Below are 18,608 nucleotides of genomic sequence, written 5' to 3'. Positions count from 1 at the left end.
TTAAAAACACCCACTTTAAAACTTCAAAATTATAAATCCTCCTCTACAACGCCCAAAAACCTGACCAGTCGGACAGGATTTTACTTTTGGCATTTGTTTTGCTTGTATTAAGTTCGCTAAAACCACAACCACCGATGCAAAGTACAATTAGTGCTCAGTTAATAAAAATAAGATATTACGTAGAGAGTCGAAAAAAATAACAACACTATTCTCTTTTACTCAATTTAAAATTAGTAAATAACCATTTGGTCAGTTTTATGTAGATGGGTTACAAAATGAACACGCAATTGAAAACTAAAAACACAGGTATATTTTGTGACCATGGACCCAGTAATTGGCAATCAAGTCAAACGGGCACACTAAGCACTAAGCGCCTAGCCGTAAAAGATGTATTTGCCGTTAAAAAGCAAAAAAACAGTGCAGGTAATCCCTGCTGGTTTAAAACACATCCACCAGCCCAGCAAACAGCAAGTAGTGTAAACAAATTAATGGATGCAGGCTGTATTTTTAAAGGTTTTACCCATACCGACGAGCTTGCCTATAGCTTAGAGGGAAATAACATTCACTATGGCGCAGCACAAAACCCCAAAATAAAAGGGCATGCATGCGGTGGTTCTAGTATGGGAGCAGCCGCCGCGGTAGCCGGCAATTTAGCTGACATAGGCTTGGGCACCGATACTGGCGGCTCTATTAGAATACCCGCAAGTTACTGCGGCTTATTTGGTATTAGACCAAGCCATAACGTGATTGAAAAAGACGGCCTAATTCCGCTAGCTCCCCCTTTTGATACCATTGGCTGGCTTACCCAAAGTGCAGAACTACTAGAAAAAGTAGGCGACGTATTGTTACCAAGCCAAGCTATTAATAGTGTAAATACCTTGGTTATTTGTGAGCCCTTATTTGAGCTAGTCAGCCCAGCTTTACAAGCACCACTTAAACAATTGCTTAAAAAAACCAAACCTTATTTTAAACACCACAAAGAATTTGAACTACCTGACATCAGCTTATTAAGCGAACTCGCTGATAGTTTTAGAATATTGCAAGGACGTGCTATTGCTAAAGCGCACAAAGATTGGCTTCAGTTGCCGGAGCTGCCTCCCCAGTTTGCTCCGGCAATTGCAGCCCGTTTTAAAATGGCATTGGCACTAACCACTCAAGAAGAAAAAGAGGCACTTAACGTTCAAACTCAATGGCAAACATTAATTGCTAAAAACCTAAATTCAACTAGCTGCTTATTTTTGCCAACAACCCCAACAACCGCACCTAAATTGGGCGCCGACACAAGCGCCTTACGCATGCAAATAATTACGCTATCGGCTATTGCGGGCTTGAGCCGCTCGGCGCAAGTTCACTTACCATTGACTAATCTAGCAAATGGCCATCCATATGGGTTTTCACTCATGATGAGCCACAATAACGATAAAAGCTTACTTGCCTGCGCAACACAACTAGCTGCATATTTTAAACAGGAAACTCTCACATGAACGCACACAACATTGCCTTTACGGCCCCGCACTTCTCAGCGACAGAGGCAGGTACCTCAATACTAAAACAAGGCGGCACCGCCACCGAGGCTATGGTTGCAGCAGCCGCTGCTATTAGCGTGGTTTACCCACATATGAACTCAATTGGTGGCGACAGTTTTTGGCTTATTGACAACCCAAACCAAAGCACACCCACCGCAATTGATGCATGCGGACGTGCACCAAACGACATCAGCGCCTACAGCAATGAGCAACAAATACCAGATCGTGGCGGTTTAAGCGCATTGACTCAAGCGGCTACACTTCGTGGCTGGCAAAAAGCCCTTGAATTAGATGAGCACGCAGCCCTTTCGCTAAGTACTATTTTAGCCCCAGCTATCAAACTTGCCCGCGAAGGGTTTACTGTTACCAAAAGTTTGCAAGCAGGCTGTGAAAAACTCGCGACGGTTACCAATACAAATGATGCATTTAAAGCACTATACATCCCAAATGGCAAACCGTTAAAAGCAGGCCAACATTTTAAAAACCCAAAACTTGCCGATACCTTTGAGCATTTAGCTAAACATGGCTTAAATGCATTTTATGAAGGCGAACTTGCCGACTCGTTTTCAGCCGATTTAGCCAAAGCTAGCAGCATTATTACCCCAAATGATATTGCCAACACGCAAGCCGATGTAGTAAGCCCGCTAAATGCTAATTTGTCGGGTATTAATTGCTATAACTTACCTGCACCTACTCAAGGCGTACATTCGCTACAAATAATTGGTACCGTTAATAAGCTAAAACACACCGCTAACACCGAAGCCGATTGGACCCACTTAATTGTAGAAGCCACCAAGCAAAGCTTTACGCACCGCCCAACGCTTTGGGCCGACCCTAAAGCGCTTGGCGATGATTATAAAAACGCACTAACAGATGAGCGCTTAAGCGAGCTTGCCAACAATATTGATATGAATACCGCCAAAAAATGGCCGTTTGATGCCCAGCCCGGCGATACCGTTTGGATGGCAGCACGTGATAAGAACGGCCAACTAGTGAGCTTTATTCAAAGTATTTACTGGGAATTTGGTAGCGGCATACTCATGAGCGAAGGCGGATTTGTATGGAATAACCGCGGGCTAAGTTTTAGCTTAAACACTAAAGATACCAATGCACTAGCGCCAAATAAACGCCCAGCACATACCCTTAACCCGGCTATGGCTAAGTTTGACGATGGCAGACGCCTTGCCTATGGCACTATGGGTGGTGAAGGCCAACCACAAACTCAAGCCGCTGTATTTGCCGGATACGCGTGGCGAAATAAGTCAATTAACCAAGCGGTAAGCGATCCGCGCTGGTTACTTGGCCGCACATGGGGCGACACCAGCACAAATTTAAAAATAGAACACAGCCTCGCTGCCCAAATAGACAATGAATTAAATAAACGTAGCCACGACTGGGTAAGTGTCGAGGACAATAACGAAATGATGGGTCACGCAGGTGCTATTTTAGATACACCTACAACCCTTGAAGCTGCAACGGATCCTCGCTCTGATGGCCGTGCAACTGTTTCATCAACGTAGTAGGAACACACATGACAGAAATAATGAATCAATGGCCAATTATTGTGGCCTTAATAGCAACCGGTATTTTTGCCGGAATTTTAGCAGGACTTTTTGGTGTAGGCGGCGGTATTGTTATCGTACCTGTGCTGTACTTTTTACTGCAAGGGTTTGGTGTAAGCCCTGAGTCGGCCATGATGATAGCTACAGCGACATCGCTTGCCACCATAGTGCCTACGTCTATTTCGTCTATTCGCTCGCACCATGCAAAGGGCAACATTGACCTTGCTTTAATTAAATACTGGGCGCCGTTTATTTTAGTAATGGCCGTTGTAGGCAGCTACTTAGCGCACTCAATACGCGGTAATGCACTGGTACTTATGTTTGCTTGTATTGCTATTTTAGTCAGCCTTAACATGTTATTTAGAGCCGGCGCCCCTGCCCTTGTAAGTAAGTTACCGGGTAAATTTGGCCAAGGTATGATGGCAAGTATTGTCGGTGGCTTATCGGTAATGATAGGCATTGGCGGCGGCACAATTGGTGTGCCCATGCTTAACGCATTTAACGTACGTGCCCATGTTGCCGTAGGCACTGCAGCCGTATTTGGCTTATTGATTGCGCTACCTGGCGTAATTACCTTATTAAGTATTGGCACAACGCCAACCGATGCTCCCCTAGGTACGTGGGGGTTAGTTAACCTCCCTGCCTTTTTACTTATTATTCCACTCACTATTTTGTTTGCGCCTATTGGCGTAAAAATTGGTAGCAAGCTGGATCAAAAACAATTAAAACGCGCTTTTGCCATTGTCTTAATGATAACGGGTATTCGCATGCTTATTCAGACTCTCGGAGCCTAAAACATGTTTAGCAACACGCAAATTCAAACTTTAAATCCACCGCAGCGTTTACTCATGGGGCCTGGGCCAATTAACGCAGATCCACGCGTACTGCGTGCTATGTCGGCGCAGCTAATTGGCCAATACGACCCAGTAATGACCGGTTTTATGAACGAAACCATGGCCCGCTATCGCGAAATATTTAAAACCAAAAACGAATGGACCATGTTAGTTGACGGCACATCGCGCGCAGGAATAGAAGCCGTTTTATGCTCTATTTTACGCCCGGGCGATAAAGTGCTGGTGCCAATTATGGGGCGCTTTGGCCACTTGCTTGTTGAAATAGCCGAGCGCGTAGGCGCAAAGGTACACACCATAGACGTACCCTGGGGCGAAGTATTTACCCCCGAACAAATAGAAAAAGCCATTGTTGATGTAAAACCCCATGTACTTGCCATGGTGCAAGGCGATACTTCAACAACCATGAACCAGCCGCTTGAACACATTGGTGATATTTGCCAAAAGCACGATGTATTATTTTACTGCGATGCCACCGCCTCAATTGTGGGTAACGATTTACCCGCCGATGAGTGGAAACTCGACGCGCTGTCGGTTGGTTTGCAAAAATGTTTAGGTGGCCCGTCTGGCTCTGCGCCATTAACACTAAGCGATAAATGCGCTAATTGGATCCAAAAGCGTAAAAAAGTAGAAGCGGGGATCCGCACCGCGGAGCATACCGACGGCACCGAGCCATTTGTACGCTCTAACTACTTTGATTTAGGCATGATCATGAATTACTGGGGCGAAGAGCGCCTTAACCACCACACCGAAGCCACCAGCATGCTGTATTGCGCATCAGAATGTGCACGCATTGTTATTGAAGAAGGCGTAGATAACTGCGTTGCCCGCCACAAATTACACGGCGATGCCATGCTAACGGGTATTCAAGCGCTGGGCTTAAACGTATTTGGCGACATTAGTCATAAAATGAACAACGTAGTGGGTGTGTATATTCCCGAAGGAATTAACGCCGACCATGTACGCGGACAAATGCTAACCGACTTTGGTATTGAAATTGGCACCTCGTTTGGGCCACTGCATGGCAAAATTTGGCGTATTGGCACCATGGGCTACAACGCCCGTAAAGATGCCGTATTACAAACATTGGCAAGCCTAGATGCCTGCCTGCATGCCAACGGTTACAAAGGCCCTAAAGGCGAAGCAGCTATTGCCGCCCTTTCCCATTACAAATAATAAAAAGGATTTAGCATGCCGATTGCAAGCCCACTCCATGAGCCATTATTAAACAGCGAGCTGGCTAATAAGTTTGCTGCACGCGCCTTAGTGCGTTGTAAAACACTAAGCAGCCTATCGCAAATGCAAGGCGGCATTCACCGTGTGTATTTATCTAAAGAGCACAAAGAATGCAATAGCGTTACTACCCAATGGATGGCTGAGGCAGGCATGCAATCGTGGCAAGACGAAGTCGGCAATTTATGGGGGCGCTTGGCATCATCAAACCCAAACGCTAAACGCTTAATTATAGGCTCACACCTTGACACCGTACCCAATGCCGGCGCATTTGATGGCATTTTAGGGGTGTTACTCGGTATTGAAATAGCCGCCATTGCACATGAATTAGAGCTAGATCTACCCTTTCATTTAGATGTTGTGGGTTTTTGTGATGAAGAAGGCACCCGCTTTGCCACCACTTTAATTGGCTCAAAAGCACTGGCAAACGAGTTTGACCCGCAGTGGTTAAATATACAAGATACAAACGGTATTACTATGCGCCAAGCCATGCTGGATTTTGGTTTAAACCCAGATGATTACGCAAAAGCTGCGCTCAACAAAAACGAGTTACTCGGTTACTGGGAAACCCACATAGAGCAAGGCCCTGTGCTTGAATCGGTAAATCAGGCGCTAGGCGTAGTAACCGCTATTGCTGGCGCCAAACGCGCTATGATCACTTTAACAGGTCAAAGCGGCCACGCGGGTACAACTCCAATGAACTTGAGGCAGGATTCACTAGCAGGCTGCGCTGAATTAGTAACCGAAATTGAAAAACTAGCAAACAATGCTAAAAATGGCGAAGTTGCCACCGTAGGACAAATACAATCGCGCCCCGGCGCAACAAACGTTATTGCCGGTAAAACGACTATAAGCCTAGATGCGCGTGCTCAAAACGATGACGACCTAGCAGTATTACTTAATGCAATACATACTCGCGCGGAGCAAATTGCAACTAGCCGTGATTTAACGCTTGATTGGCAATGGACGCATGCAGCCGGTGCCGTTGCATGCGACACCACTATTCAACATTTGTTTTCAAGCGCATGTAAACTCAACAACCAAGCATCGCCTTCACTTGCCTCTGGTGCAGGGCACGATGCAATGGCAATCGCTCCAATTTGCCCCGTTGGCATGCTATTTATACGCAGCCCTGGCGGCATAAGCCATCACCCAGCAGAAGCTGTTATTGATGAGGATGTAACAAAAGCACTCAGCGTAATGTACAGCGCACTTGTACTGTATACACAAACGTTAAAAGAATAGTGAAACTAATGAGTAATACAGGGGTTAAAATGTAAGTATTGCTCTATTTAACGATTAACTTTGTGAGGTTTTACTCGCATATCTCCAAGATGAGTTACAGCTACAGCTACAGCTACAGCAGTAATAGTAAATACCTGCTTTTTATATTCAATTGTAATATTACTGATGTTTAAACAGCGCATTTACGTCAATTATTTAATAATGTAACTAGGTGGTAGGTTAGCAATCAGATTGCGGCTGTGTTTCCATGTATTCTTCCACAATTTCTAGCTGCCCCTTCTCCGTTCTTTTTAGAAGCATATAATAGCGTTAATCGGTATAACATTTATTTTCAGAATATCGGTGTGCCTTGATCTTGTAGCCATTTCCTTCAGACTTTATTACTATGTTTTTGAATGTGCTTTTGTCATTTTTGCCAATGGCATTACACGTTGGACAAGCACCTTCCATGCTCACCCGTAATTTCCATTTGACGCTCCGTACCATGCGGGTAAACGCGATAGGAATGAATTTTGGCATCGTTTGCATATAAAGAAGCAACTTTCACGTCAAAATTACTGCCTAACTTCGTATATTCATCAAAAATACTTTTCGCATTTTCCGATGCATGTGAAATGTTCGACATTAAAACTGCAACAGCGAGTATAACTTTTTTCAAATGTTGGCTCCTTACTAAGATTGATGATTGCTAACGATCGCATATAATGCGGGGATGCTTGGCTATAATTAGCAGAGAATGAGTCTCAAAAGAGCATTTAACGCCATTTTTAATGCGCTTGATATATGGTGACTATGCCTGCTGCGGTAATTTTAATTGCTTATAAACTTTCTTACACTTACCACAGGTGATATCTAATTCGAACTTATAGTTAACGCACTGAAAAAAGAAGCCATACACTTTACTTCCAATTTTTATAAACGTCAGAACAAACGCTGTTGCCACCATAAAACTAAATTCATAAGCGCCATTTTCGTAGAGTGCTGAATCTATACACAACTCAACAAATAAAAGTGCCACAACCTTATAGTGCTTGCCAATTACCGCAATAACAAATGTAAAAAAAGCTATAAAATAAGCAAAACCTTGTGACTCTTCAGCTAAAAAAGCCAAGAAACCTATTGGAATAGATAAACAAAGGCTAAGAAAAAGAAATCCCACCATATCGATTTTTGACATCCAAAAATCAGTTTTAAAACTATTTTTTGTTTTGCACTTACTACACTTTAACAACAACTACTCCAAATAAAGGATATGACGCTTGCCGTAAACGGCACACATAATATAGCTTAATAATCCCACCAAATAACTGCAATGTAAACAAGCAATTAGAGGTTATAAAAGTGATTTTTTATAAGATACAAAAGCCGTATTGATAAGGTTATTGGGTTGGGTTGCGAATTAGAGTAAAAGTTGCGGGTTGTATACATTGTTTGTTTTTAACAGGGGTTTACAGCGCTGCCTTTGCAGCATTATTAATAAAGCTACAGCAGAGAGTTCAATTAGCCTCAAAGTTTACATTATCAAAATACGGGTTGTGAGTGAGCGCTTTAATTACACTAATGCCGGTAAGTTCTATGAGCTTTAGCTCGCCACTTGCATTCATGGAAATGCACTCTTGTTTGAGTGCATTGCGTTTTGTATCAGTTGCTACACCACATACACTATCACCATTTTTTAATACAAGCTCAATATTCAGCCTGTGCATACAAGCAATTTCGATGTAATCGTAATGGTTGCAACTGATCATAAAGTTCTCTTTACATTATTTAGCTGGCTTAAGTAGCATTAAAGTAGCAATAACAATTAAGTTGCCTATATACCATAAATCTTTAATTACAAATTGGCCTAATCGATCTAATAACGCGCCTGAACTTAATGCGCCGGTGGCGGTAATTAAAAATGTTTGGGTCATTAAAAAAACACTTAAGCACGCTAAACCACTCACTATAATGAGCTTTTTATTATTAAGTAAAATACCCACGCCAAGAAGCACTGCAAATAATATATCAAACCCGCCAATTACGTTTGATGCGCCTTGTACGCTAAATACAGTGTATAACCACGACATAAACGGTGAGGTTTCTACTAAGCCTACAATGGCTTTGGCTTCAAACTCATAAAATTTCATGCAGCCAATCCACAGTAAAACCATCGCAACCGGTATAAAGTTTAAAAATACATGTTGTTTGTCGGTGAGCTTATTTTTATAAAACAGAAATAAATACAAAGGAATAACAGCAAAGTATTTAATAATGCCTTGCCCACTGCCAATAATTGGAAAGCCGCCTAACTGTGCCATCCAACGGTTACTGGCCAATAAAGTAAGTAAAGGCACTATGCAAACAATTAACGCTAAAACCGCTACAGGCAAAGGCTTTAGTAATTTAAAATGTGCAGCGAAAGTGGCGAGTGCCAATGCAATCATAGCGGTGCCTGTGAACAAACCTAACGTATTTACACTGAATAACGTATCAAGTTCATAAAAGCTAAAGGTCGCTATGAGTGTGTTTGGGTTTGCACCTAGCGCAAACGATACGCCAAGTAATGCAAAGCTAAGTGTAAGTATGAAGGTGAGTGCGTTATTTGTGTGTGTTAAGTTCATTGTGTGCTCATTAAATTTGTCATGCCTAATAAAGACCTTGTTCTTTATAAAAAGCATTCAACCTAGCCAAACAAATATTCACTCATATGTAACTTAAAAAGTTATATAAGCGCACTTTTCAAAAACAAAAAACTCACATAAATAAACATATCCTTTTGGTCAGGTTGATAGATAAAAGCTATTAAAACTCCAACTAAAAACTAACAAAAAAATTTAAAAACCTCATATAAAAAAGAATAAAAACAAACTAAATCACTGATATAAAATATAAAAATAAATACACCCCCTTGCTTTTAATGCTTGTTAAATTAACTAAACACCAAAAAGCTAACCGATCGGTCAGATATGGCATATTAACTGCAAAGTATTAATCATAATAAAACAGCTTTTTTCTTACTTGCGCAATAACAATACGAAAAAGCAAACAATAAACCTTATTAAAAACAGGGTGTTAAAAAGCTAAGGGGGTCTGTGTGATTCAGTTTCTATTAAATGACACGCCAATTGAAGAACAAGAATGCTCGCCAAGTCTCACCATTTTGGACTGGCTACGCACCAAAAAAGGGAAAGTGGGCACTAAAGAAGGGTGTGCTACAGGCGATTGTGGCGCGTGCACAATTTTAGTCGGCGAAGAAAAAACAAACTTAAACGGTAACCCTGTTTGGCACTACCAAACCATGAACAGCTGCCTGCTTTTATTAGGCAATGCACACGCAAAACACATAGTAACCGTAGAAGCTGTAACAGCGGGGCTTTACCCAACCCTTGATGATTTACACCCAGTACAACGCGCATTAGTAGAGTGCCATGGTTCGCAATGCGGTTTTTGTACCCCAGGTATAATAATGAGCATGTTGGCGCTTTATATTAATCAACCGAGTTACCCAGGTAAAAAAGCTGCTATTCATGCTTTAGGTGGCAACTTGTGCCGTTGTACTGGCTACAGCCCTATTTTACTCGCAGTAGAAAAAGCCTACAGCTATGAGCGCAAAAATGAGCCTTACTCAGCCATGGCCGCTCAGTTTAAAGCCTCACTTAATACGCAATATGATGACGATGTTCCATTTTTAAAAAATGGCCCACGCAAATTCTACTTGCCTCAAAATGCTAAGCAGCTAGTTGAACTAAAAGCGCTATATCCGCATGCACACTTGGTTGCTGGTGGCACCGACTTTGCCATTGAGCTTAGCCAAAACATGCTATTGCCCGATGTAATAATATCCCTTAGCCAAACCTGTGAGCTGTGCACATTAAGCGATAACAACGGCGAGCTACATATTGGTGCAGCACTCCCTTACAGCCAATTTGTTGAAGCGTTTTACACTTACTACCCTGAGTCTAAAGAGCTGTTTGAACGCCTAGGCTCTAATCAAGTACGTAACAGTGGTACCTTAGGCGGCAGCATAGGAAATGCCTCTCCTATTGGCGACCCAGCTCCATTATTAATTGCACTTAATGCCACCATGGATTTATTAAGCGCAACAGGCACACGTACCATAAACGTGGCTGACTACTTTGTTGATTACAAAAAAACAGTCATTAAAAGCGACGAAGTCATTAGCAAAATTACCGTACCTAAACGCCCAGACTCGTTAAAGCTTGCGTGCCATAAAATTTCAAAACGCTTTGAAGACGATATATCTACTGTGTGTTTAGTACTGGCTATTGAGCAAACACAAGGCGTAATTAGCAATGCCCGCTGTGCCATGGGCGGTATGGCTGCAATACCCAAACGCGCCGCGCACATAGAGCAAAAGCTTAATGCTCAGCCCTTACAAGTAAGTACGTTTATAGATGCCGCAGCCGCTATAAATGACGACTTTTCCCCAATGAGCGATGTACGCAGCAGCGCACATTACCGCACTACAGTAAGCAAAAACTTGCTACAGCGTATTGGTATTGAGTTTTGCGGTGCACAGCCTAGTAGTAATAAAAATAATAACAACATTGCCATTACGAGGATCTCACATGCGTCACTTTGAAATGGATAAACTAAAAGCCCAAGGCGGAAGCGTTGGCCAATCTAAGTACCACGAAAGTGCAATAAAACAAGTATGTGGCAATGCAAACTACGCCGACGATAACCCAGAGCCTCATGGCTGCTTAAACGCCTACCCTGTACTTGCGCCCATTACCAGCGGCTTTATTAAATCAATTGATACAAGCAAAGCGCTTGAAGTGGCAGGTGTTAAGCGTATTTTATCGGCTGATGATGTACCCGGTAAGCTTGATATTGGCCCAATATTCCCAGGTGATGTGCTATTAACCAATCACGAAATTCAATACCACGGGCAACCTGTGCTGGTAGTCGTTGCCGACAGCTACGAAATGGCGCGCCGCGCTGCTCGCTTAGTGGTTATAGAGTGCGAGCAAACCACCCCCATACTTGATATTAAAGAAGCGATAAAAAAAGAGCACTGGGTAAGACCGCCACATTCACTCAAGCGCGGTAATAGCGAGCAAGCCATAAATAATGCAGCCCACCAACTTAAAGGTGAAATACACGTAGGCGGGCAAGAACACTTTTACCTTGAGGGGCAAATAGCACTCGCTCAGCCCGACAATGATGGCGGGATTCATGTTCAATGTTCTACACAGCACCCAACAGAGGTGCAGCACTTAGTTGCTAAAATTTTAAAAAAGCCATTTAGCTTTGTAAATGTAGAAACCCGCCGCATGGGCGGAGCCTTTGGCGGTAAAGAAACCCAAGGCGCACCGTGGGCTTGCCTTGCAGCCCTTGCAGTTTTCTACCTTGGCTGCGCCGTTAAAATGCGCCTAGCCCGCAGCGACGACTTTAAACTTACCGGCAAGCGCCACCCATTTTATAACCAATACCATGTAGGGTTTGACGAAAATGGCCTAATTGAAGGCGCTGATGTAACCGTAAATGGGTTTTGTGGTTATTCACCTGATTTATCTGATGCCATTGTCGACCGCGCAATGTTTCATGCAGATAACGCGTATTACTACCCAGCGGCCACCATTAAAGGGAACCGCTGTAAAGTAAACACCGTAAGTCACACTGCGTTTAGAGGATTTGGTGGCCCGCAAGGCATGATCATGGGCGAGCTAATAATGGACGACATAGCCGCTAAATTAGGTAAAGATCCGCTTGAGATCCGAAAACTTAATTTATACAAAAAAGGCCGCGACACCACGCCGTACCATCAAACCGTAGAGCAACATATTTTAAAAGATATGATAAGCCAGCTTGAGGAGTCGGGTGATTACTGGGCGCGAAAAAAGGCAATTAAAACCTTTAATGCATCATCGCCCATTATCAAAAAAGGCCTTGCGATGACGCCGGTTAAATACGGTATATCGTTTACCGTACAGCACTTAAACCAGGCGGGTGCACTCGTGCATGTATATAGCGATGGCTCGATTCATTTAAACCATGGCGGCACCGAAATGGGCCAAGGCTTAAACACTAAAATAGCGCAAATTGTAGCTCATGGCTTTGGCGTTGATTTTGACGCAATAAGCATAAGCGCGACCCGTACCGACAAAGTACCAAACACCTCGCCAACCGCCGCATCAAGCGGGACTGACCTAAACGGTATGGCAGCGCTTAACGCCGTAAATACCATAAAAGAGCGTTTAATAGGCTTTATAAGCGAGCACTTTGAAGTAGACAGCCAAAGTATTGTATTCAAAGATAACCTCATTACCTTTAGCAAAGGCGAAATTAGCTTTAGCGAACTTGCAAACCTTGCTTACATGAATCGAATATCGCTTTCATCAACCGGTTATTACGCCACCCCTAAAATTCATTACGACAGAGCGAAAGGCGAAGGCCGACCGTTTTTTTATTACGCGCATGGCGTAGCACTGAGTGAAGTAGAAGTAGATACGCTGACAGGCGAAAACACAGTAACCCGTGTTGATATTCTGCACGATGTGGGCAGTTCAATAAACCCAGCACTTGATATAGGGCAAGTTGAAGGGGCTTTTGTGCAAGGTATGGGCTGGCTTACCACTGAAGACTTACAATGGAGCGATAAAGGCCAGCTTGCCAGCTTTGGCCCTGCTAACTATAAAATACCTGCTATTGGCGATACCCCTGCCGAATTTAACGTAAATTTATATAACTCTGCCAACCCAGAAACCACCGTTTTTAGATCAAAAGCAGTTGGCGAACCGCCGTTTATGCTGGCCTTTAGTGTGTGGAGCGCTATTCGTAACGCCATAAGCAGTGTGGCCGATTACAAATACACTGCCCCACTTGATACACCTGCCACACCAGAGCGAGTACTTAATGCAATTGAGCAAACCGCCAGCTGGTTTAAGGAGCAGCAACATGGCTAATTTAAATGAGTCGTTTCAGGGTTTTCATACTCAAAATTGGGCGCAAGCTATAAACGAGCATGAGCAGAGCGGCACTAACTATGTTATTGCGACGGTGCTTGGCACCAATGGCTCAACCCCCCGTGGCACAGGCTCTAAAATGGTAATAAGCGGCGAGCACATTTACGATACCCTTGGCGGTGGTCACCTTGAATACGTAGTAATAGAAAAAGCACGTGAGCTACTTGCTAAAGGCGAAGCAGCCCAAGTGATAGAGCAATTTAACCTAGGCGCAAATTTAGGCCAATGTTGCGGCGGAGCTGCCACCGTTATGCTTGAGTGCATGCAATGCGAGCGCTTTACGCTTGATATTTATGGCGCAGGCCATGTAGCACAGGCGCTTATTGGTATATTGGCGCAATTACCGATGCGCATACGTTGGATAGATAGCCGCGCCGATGTATTCCCACAGGTTTTTCCTAATAACGTAATAAAAGTGGTTGATGAAGAGCCAACAGAGCAAGTAAAAAGCGCGCCCAAAGCTAATAATTACTTAATATTAACCCATAACCACCAGCTCGATTTTGCACTCACACAAGCCATTATTAAACGCGCCGATGCCAATTGGCTTGGTGTTATTGGCTCAGATACTAAAGCAAAACGCTTTAAACAGCGCTTAGCCCATCGCGATTTTACCACCGAGCAAATAAAGCAAATGACCTGCCCTGTCGGGCTTGAAAATGTAACGGGCAAGCTCCCTATGGAAGTAGCAATATCAATTAGCGGGCAGTTAATTGGCCTTTATCAAGCTATGCAAACCCATGCGCCCAAACGCCAAGGCCTGCAATGGCGCGTACTTAAAAATGCATTAATTAGCACCACGCACGAGGAAGAAAGCGCATGAGTAGCTTAAAAATTAACGACCTAAATGCAGCGCAAGCGCATCAAGCATTAGAGCACTGCTGCGCCGCTCCTAACTGGGTACTCGGTATGCTAAATATCATGCCATTTGAAAATAAAGATCACCTCTTTCACAGTGCGCAAACCGTATGGGATAGCCTAAGTGAGAGCGATTATTTGGCCGCTTTTGAAGGCCACCCGCAAATAGGCGATTTATCAACATTAAGTAAAAAGTACGCCGCTACCGCAAAAAAAGCGGGGCACGAACAATCGGGTATGAGCAAAGCAAACGAGCAAACCCTAAAAAAAATGATTGAGCTAAATAAACAATACCTCAGTAAATTTGGCTTTATTTTTATTGTGTGTGCCAGCGGTAAAAGTGCTGAGCAAATGCTTGAGCTAATAGAGCAGCGCGTACACAACACCCGCGAAAAAGAGCTAACAATTGCCGCGAGCGAACAAGCCAAAATAACAAAAATAAGATTGGAGTCCCTGATATGAATAAAAGTATGAACAAAAGCCCTATCACTACCCATATTCTCGATACCAGCACCGGTAAACCTGCAGCAAATTTAGCTGTACACTTGTTTGTATACACTAATAACAAGTGGGAATTAATTGCCCAAGGTAACACAAATAGCGACGGGCGCATTACCGACTGGCTAAATACAGACGTAGAATTTGCAACCTATAAGTTGGTATTTGATTTAGATAGTTACTATAAAAACCAGCCTACCCCAGCGTTTTATCCAGAAGCGCAAATAACCTTTAGATTGCAAGATCAAAAGCATCATCACATCCCGTTATTGCTTAGCCCGTTTGGCTACTCAACGTACAGAGGCAGCTAATTATGAGCACGCAAAACAATAATAAACTAACCGTAATTTGTGCCAACATACTCGATTTTGTTGACGACCCCGCCATAGTAGGCGACAACGCCCACCGCTATTTTGAAAAAGGCGCATTAGTTATTCAAAACGGTAAAGTGGTTAACCTTGGTTACGAGCAAGACATACTGCCAAGCTTAGATAAATCAGCCACTATTATTCGCCACGATGGCAAATTGGTTATGCCCGGCATGATAGACACGCACATACATTTACCACAAACCGAAATGGTCGGCGCGTATGGCGAGCAGCTTTTAAGCTGGCTTACAGAATATGCCTTCCCAACCGAAAAAAAGTTTGCCAGTGAAGTTTACTCAAGTGAAGTCTCAAATCGCTTTTTAGATGAGCTACTACGTAATGGCACCACCACCGCGCTAGTGTTTGGTACGGTACACCCACAATCGGTTGATGCGTTTTTTAACGAATCTCAAAAACGTAATTTACGCATGATTGCCGGTAAGGTAATGATGGACCGTAATTGCCCTGACGATTTATCCGATTGCGCACAAACCAGTTACGAACAATCAAAAGCACTCATAAAAAAATGGCACAACGTTGATAGGTTGAGCTATGCGGTAACGCCACGTTTTGCACCTACATCTACCCCTGAGCAACTACAAAAATGTACTCAGCTATTAGAAGAATACCCCGACACTTACCTGCATACGCACTTATCTGAAAACAAAGACGAGTGTGAATGGGTAAAAGGGTTATTCCCAGAAGCTGATGACTACTTAAGTGTTTACGAGCAAGCTAAAATGGTGCGTAAACGTTCGGTATTCGCTCATAGTATCCACTTATCTGAGCGCGAGCTTTGCTGCCTTGCAGATAACAACGCGGCTATTTCTCACTGCCCTACCTCTAACTTATTTTTAGGCTCTGGCTTATTAAACTTAAAGGCCTGTGAAGAGCACGGTATTAATGTAGGCATGGGAACTGATGTGGGCGCAGGAACAAGTTTTTCGATGCTGCAAACAGGCAACGAAGCGTACAAAATTCAGCAGCTTCAAGGTCAAAAATTCTCAGCTTTTAAGGGCCTATACTTAGCGACTCTCGGCGGTGCGCGAGCCCTTGATTTAGAGGGCACCATAGGTAATTTTGCAATAGGTTGCGAGGCTGACTTTATTGTAATGGATTACGCCGCCACCTCGTTTTTAAAATTCAGAATTGGCCATGCAAAAACCCTGCACGAGCAACTCTTTGCCATGATGATGCTAGGCGACGACCGCTGCATTGAACAAACCTACATCATGGGTAAAAGCGTGTATAAGCGCGATGATAAAAAACAATTTACAGCCACCCGCTCACCGCAATTAGAAGAGGCTTAACCTAATGGAAAATTATTTATTTGAGCTTGCTCACTTAGTATTGCGTTATTTTCATGTAATTGCGGGCATAGCCTGGATTGGGGCATCGTTTTATTTTGCATGGCTTGATAACAACTTACAAACACCACCCCAGTGGAAACAAGACAAAGGTATAAAAGGCGATTTATGGGCCGTGCACGGCGGTGGCTTTTACGAAGTGGCTAAGTATCAAAATGGCCCTGAACAAATGCCACACACCCTGCACTGGTTTAAATGGGAAGCCTACACAACGTGGATCACGGGTATTTTATTATTTAGCCTACTTTATTATGTTGGCGCCGATGTTTACCTAATCGATAACAGTAAAAGTGAGCTCAGTAAATTGGCTGCTATTGGCGCATCGCTTGGCTTTATTGGCTTAGGTTATGGTGTTTATCGTTTGTTGTGCAAAACCCCGCTCGTTGAAAACGGCAAAGCGTTTATTGCTGTGGTTATTGGTATATTGGCCCTTTGGACTTACGGAGTCGATCAGCTATTCAGTGACCGCGCTGTGTATATTCATGTAGGCGCGCTTATTGGTACGTGTATGGTTGGCAATGTGTACCACATTATTATGCCAGGGCAACGCTACATGGTAAGCGAAGTAGAAGCTGGCCGCATTCCTGATTCAGCACCGGGTTTAAAAGCAAAGCTGTGCTCTATTCATAATAACTACGCCACGTTACCTGTGGTATTTATTATGCTGAGCAACCACTTTCCATATACCTACAGCCACAGCTTTGGCTGGCTTATATTAATTGCGCTATTTGGCATTGGCATGTGGATACGCCATTACTTTAACTTAAAGCATCAAGGCGTTAATAAACCCTCGGTACTTATAAGTGGTATTGCCGCCTTTTTTGCCTTAATGCTTACTATCGCTCCATGGCCTAGCAGCCCAACAAATGCAGACGAAAACGCACCTTTACAAGCGAGCATTACCGACACTCAAGTGTGGGATATAATCAGCAAGCACTGTACACAGTGCCACAGTGAAACACCTACATCTGAGCTTTTTCAAACAGCGCCCCTTGGCTTTAAGCTCGACTCTATCAATGATGTAAAAAAAGCCAGCACGCTTATTCATACCCGCGCCGTTATAACCAAAGACATGCCATTGGCAAATATGACCAAAATGACTGATGCAGAGCGCGAAACGCTAGGCTCTTGGCTCACAGCGCTTAAAAAGGAGCAATAACATGAGCGAGCAATTTAAACACTACCCGCGCGATTTAATTGGTTATGGCTCACAGGTGCCCCATGCAAATTGGCCCAATAAAGCCCGCATAGCGGTACAAGTGGTATTAAATTACGAAGAAGGCGGCGAAAACTGTGTATTACACGGTGATGCAGCGGCCGAAACATTTTTGTCTGAAATAGTCAGTGCTCCGCATGTAGAAGACCGCCACATAAGCATGGAGTCTATTTACGAATATGGCTCGCGCGCAGGCGTGTGGCGCTTACTTAAACTCTTTAAAAAATACGATATACCGGTCACCATTTTTGCAGTCGCAATGGCCCTTGAGCGCCATCCCGATGTAGCTAAAGCGTTTGTTGAGGCAGGACACGAAATTGCAAGCCATGGTCTGCGCTGGATCAACTATCAACATATAGATAAGCAAACCGAGCGCGAGCACATGCAAAAAGCCATTGAGATCATTCAAGCACTTACCGGTAAAAAGCCTAAAGGCTGGTACACCGGACGCACAAGCCCAAATACTGCTGCCCTAGTAGTAGAAAATGGCTCGTTTTTATATGATGCCGATGACTACAGCGACGACTTACCCTTTTACAGCATTAAAGAAGGTAAACCACAGTTAATAGTGCCCTACACACTTGATGTAAACGACATGCGCTTTGCTGCTGTGCAAGGCTTTAATGCCGGAGATCAGTTTTATAATTATTTAAAAGATGCATTCGATACGCTTTATGAAGAAGGCGACCCACAAGGTGAAAACGCCCCAAAAATGATGTCGATAGGGCTGCATTGCCGCTTAATTGGCCGCCCTGGGCGCATTAAAGCCCTCGCACGGTTTTTAAAATATGCCCGCTCGCATGAACAAGTTTGGTTTGCCACGCGCGAGCAAATTGCGGAGCATTGGCTTAAAACCCATCCATACAAACAATTATAATTATGACGGCGCTTCTAAAATAATGGCATTGTAAAA

General features: G+C 43.6%; 17 protein-coding genes. 13 read left to right on the top strand and 4 right to left on the bottom strand.

Annotated features, from left to right (window positions below; genetic code table 11):
• The first annotated feature begins 275 nt into the window (after positions 1–275).
• Genes MTP24_RS17675 through MTP24_RS17655 form a run of 5 tightly spaced genes read left to right on the top strand, consistent with a single transcriptional unit; the run spans position 276 to position 6,417 of the window.
• A complete protein-coding gene (locus MTP24_RS17675) occupies positions 276–1,484 on the top strand; it encodes an amidase family protein (RefSeq protein WP_243533843.1) in 1,209 nt (402 codons plus the stop codon).
• Positions 1,481–3,046, top strand: a complete 1,566-nt coding sequence (locus tag MTP24_RS17670; RefSeq protein WP_243533841.1) for a gamma-glutamyltransferase — start codon at positions 1,481–1,483, stop codon at positions 3,044–3,046. The genes MTP24_RS17675 and MTP24_RS17670 overlap by 4 nt, the downstream gene beginning before the upstream one ends.
• 11 nt (positions 3,047–3,057) lie before the next feature.
• Positions 3,058–3,882 (top strand): sulfite exporter TauE/SafE family protein, encoded by an 825-nt coding sequence (locus MTP24_RS17665; protein ID WP_243533839.1) that lies wholly within the window; start codon positions 3,058–3,060, stop codon positions 3,880–3,882.
• A 3-nt stretch (positions 3,883–3,885) separates the two neighbouring features.
• Positions 3,886–5,115: an alanine--glyoxylate aminotransferase family protein gene (locus tag MTP24_RS17660; protein ID WP_243533837.1), complete on the top strand. Its 1,230-nt coding sequence runs from the start codon at positions 3,886–3,888 to the stop codon at positions 5,113–5,115.
• 15 nt (positions 5,116–5,130) lie between these two features.
• Entirely contained in the window at positions 5,131–6,417 is a 1,287-nt protein-coding gene (locus tag MTP24_RS17655; RefSeq protein WP_243533835.1) for an allantoate amidohydrolase, read from the top strand.
• Positions 6,418–6,841: 424 nt separating this feature from the next.
• Here the strand turns inward: MTP24_RS17655 and MTP24_RS17650 are convergent, their stop codons facing one another.
• The 4 genes from MTP24_RS17650 to MTP24_RS17635 all read right to left on the bottom strand — a co-directional run bounded on the left by MTP24_RS17650 (position 6,842) and on the right by MTP24_RS17635 (position 9,020).
• Positions 6,842–7,075 carry a hypothetical protein gene (locus MTP24_RS17650; RefSeq protein WP_243533832.1) on the bottom strand — a complete coding sequence of 78 codons (234 nt, stop codon included), beginning with the start codon at positions 7,073–7,075 and terminating at the stop codon, positions 6,842–6,844.
• A 132-nt stretch (positions 7,076–7,207) separates the two neighbouring features.
• Positions 7,208–7,594, bottom strand: coding sequence for a hypothetical protein (locus MTP24_RS17645; protein ID WP_138739542.1), 387 nt, complete (start codon positions 7,592–7,594; stop codon positions 7,208–7,210).
• A gap of 319 nt (positions 7,595–7,913) precedes the next feature.
• On the bottom strand, positions 7,914–8,165 hold the full coding sequence (locus MTP24_RS17640) for a Rho-binding antiterminator (protein ID WP_243533831.1): 252 nt from the start codon (positions 8,163–8,165) through the stop codon (positions 7,914–7,916).
• 15 nt (positions 8,166–8,180) lie between these two features.
• Positions 8,181–9,020, bottom strand: coding sequence for a DUF417 family protein (locus MTP24_RS17635; protein ID WP_243533829.1), 840 nt, complete (start codon positions 9,018–9,020; stop codon positions 8,181–8,183).
• 473 nt (positions 9,021–9,493) lie between these two features.
• Between MTP24_RS17635 and xdhA the strand changes: the two genes are divergently transcribed.
• From xdhA to puuE, 8 genes are read left to right on the top strand one after another with little or no spacing between them, the layout of a single operon-like run.
• The gene (xdhA, locus tag MTP24_RS17630) at positions 9,494–11,002 is read left to right on the top strand and encodes a xanthine dehydrogenase small subunit (RefSeq protein WP_243533827.1); all 1,509 of its coding nucleotides are present in this window, start codon (positions 9,494–9,496) and stop codon (positions 11,000–11,002) included.
• On the top strand, positions 10,989–13,328 hold the full coding sequence (gene xdhB, locus MTP24_RS17625; RefSeq protein ID WP_243533825.1) for a xanthine dehydrogenase molybdopterin binding subunit: 2,340 nt from the start codon (positions 10,989–10,991) through the stop codon (positions 13,326–13,328). Before xdhA ends, xdhB begins: the two co-directional genes overlap by 14 nt.
• On the top strand, positions 13,321–14,211 hold the full coding sequence (gene xdhC / locus MTP24_RS17620) for a xanthine dehydrogenase accessory protein XdhC (RefSeq protein WP_243533823.1): 891 nt from the start codon (positions 13,321–13,323) through the stop codon (positions 14,209–14,211). Before xdhB ends, xdhC begins: the two co-directional genes overlap by 8 nt.
• A complete protein-coding gene (gene uraD / locus MTP24_RS17615; RefSeq protein WP_243533821.1) occupies positions 14,208–14,708 on the top strand; it encodes a 2-oxo-4-hydroxy-4-carboxy-5-ureidoimidazoline decarboxylase in 501 nt (166 codons plus the stop codon). Before xdhC ends, uraD begins: the two co-directional genes overlap by 4 nt.
• Positions 14,705–15,055, top strand: coding sequence for a hydroxyisourate hydrolase (gene uraH, locus MTP24_RS17610; protein ID WP_243533819.1), 351 nt, complete (start codon positions 14,705–14,707; stop codon positions 15,053–15,055). The genes uraD and uraH overlap by 4 nt, the downstream gene beginning before the upstream one ends.
• Before the next feature lie 2 nt (positions 15,056–15,057).
• Positions 15,058–16,422: a guanine deaminase gene (gene guaD / locus MTP24_RS17605; RefSeq protein ID WP_243533817.1), complete on the top strand. Its 1,365-nt coding sequence runs from the start codon at positions 15,058–15,060 to the stop codon at positions 16,420–16,422.
• 4 nt (positions 16,423–16,426) lie between these two features.
• Entirely contained in the window at positions 16,427–17,638 is a 1,212-nt protein-coding gene (locus MTP24_RS17600; RefSeq protein WP_243533815.1) for a urate hydroxylase PuuD, read from the top strand.
• 1 nt (position 17,639) lies between these two features.
• Positions 17,640–18,572, top strand: a complete 933-nt coding sequence (gene puuE / locus MTP24_RS17595; protein WP_243533812.1) for an allantoinase PuuE — start codon at positions 17,640–17,642, stop codon at positions 18,570–18,572.
• The last annotated feature ends 36 nt before the right edge of the window (positions 18,573–18,608 follow it).

This window comes from Pseudoalteromonas sp. APM04 (assembly GCF_022809815.1).
Taxonomy (GTDB): Bacteria; Pseudomonadota; Gammaproteobacteria; order Enterobacterales; family Alteromonadaceae; genus Pseudoalteromonas; species Pseudoalteromonas marina.
Note: the sequence above shows the minus strand (reverse complement) of the source record. Positions and strands in the feature narration are given on the sequence as shown.

Coding starts and splice junctions, on each gene's coding strand:
- MTP24_RS17655 (WP_243533835.1), top strand. CDS start 5,131: ATGCCGATTGCAAGCCCACTCCATGAGCCATTATTAAACAGCGAGCTG.
- MTP24_RS17670 (WP_243533841.1), top strand. CDS start 1,481: ATGAACGCACACAACATTGCCTTTACGGCCCCGCACTTCTCAGCGACA.
- puuE (WP_243533812.1), top strand. CDS start 17,640: ATGAGCGAGCAATTTAAACACTACCCGCGCGATTTAATTGGTTATGGC.
- MTP24_RS17640 (WP_243533831.1), bottom strand. CDS start 8,165: ATGATCAGTTGCAACCATTACGATTACATCGAAATTGCTTGTATGCAC.
- MTP24_RS17600 (WP_243533815.1), top strand. CDS start 16,427: ATGGAAAATTATTTATTTGAGCTTGCTCACTTAGTATTGCGTTATTTT.
- MTP24_RS17645 (WP_138739542.1), bottom strand. CDS start 7,594: ATGTCAAAAATCGATATGGTGGGATTTCTTTTTCTTAGCCTTTGTTTA.
- uraH (WP_243533819.1), top strand. CDS start 14,705: ATGAATAAAAGTATGAACAAAAGCCCTATCACTACCCATATTCTCGAT.
- MTP24_RS17660 (WP_243533837.1), top strand. CDS start 3,886: ATGTTTAGCAACACGCAAATTCAAACTTTAAATCCACCGCAGCGTTTA.
- xdhC (WP_243533823.1), top strand. CDS start 13,321: ATGGCTAATTTAAATGAGTCGTTTCAGGGTTTTCATACTCAAAATTGG.
- uraD (WP_243533821.1), top strand. CDS start 14,208: ATGAGTAGCTTAAAAATTAACGACCTAAATGCAGCGCAAGCGCATCAA.
- xdhB (WP_243533825.1), top strand. CDS start 10,989: ATGCGTCACTTTGAAATGGATAAACTAAAAGCCCAAGGCGGAAGCGTT.
- guaD (WP_243533817.1), top strand. CDS start 15,058: ATGAGCACGCAAAACAATAATAAACTAACCGTAATTTGTGCCAACATA.
- MTP24_RS17665 (WP_243533839.1), top strand. CDS start 3,058: ATGACAGAAATAATGAATCAATGGCCAATTATTGTGGCCTTAATAGCA.
- MTP24_RS17635 (WP_243533829.1), bottom strand. CDS start 9,020: ATGAACTTAACACACACAAATAACGCACTCACCTTCATACTTACACTT.
- MTP24_RS17675 (WP_243533843.1), top strand. CDS start 276: ATGAACACGCAATTGAAAACTAAAAACACAGGTATATTTTGTGACCAT.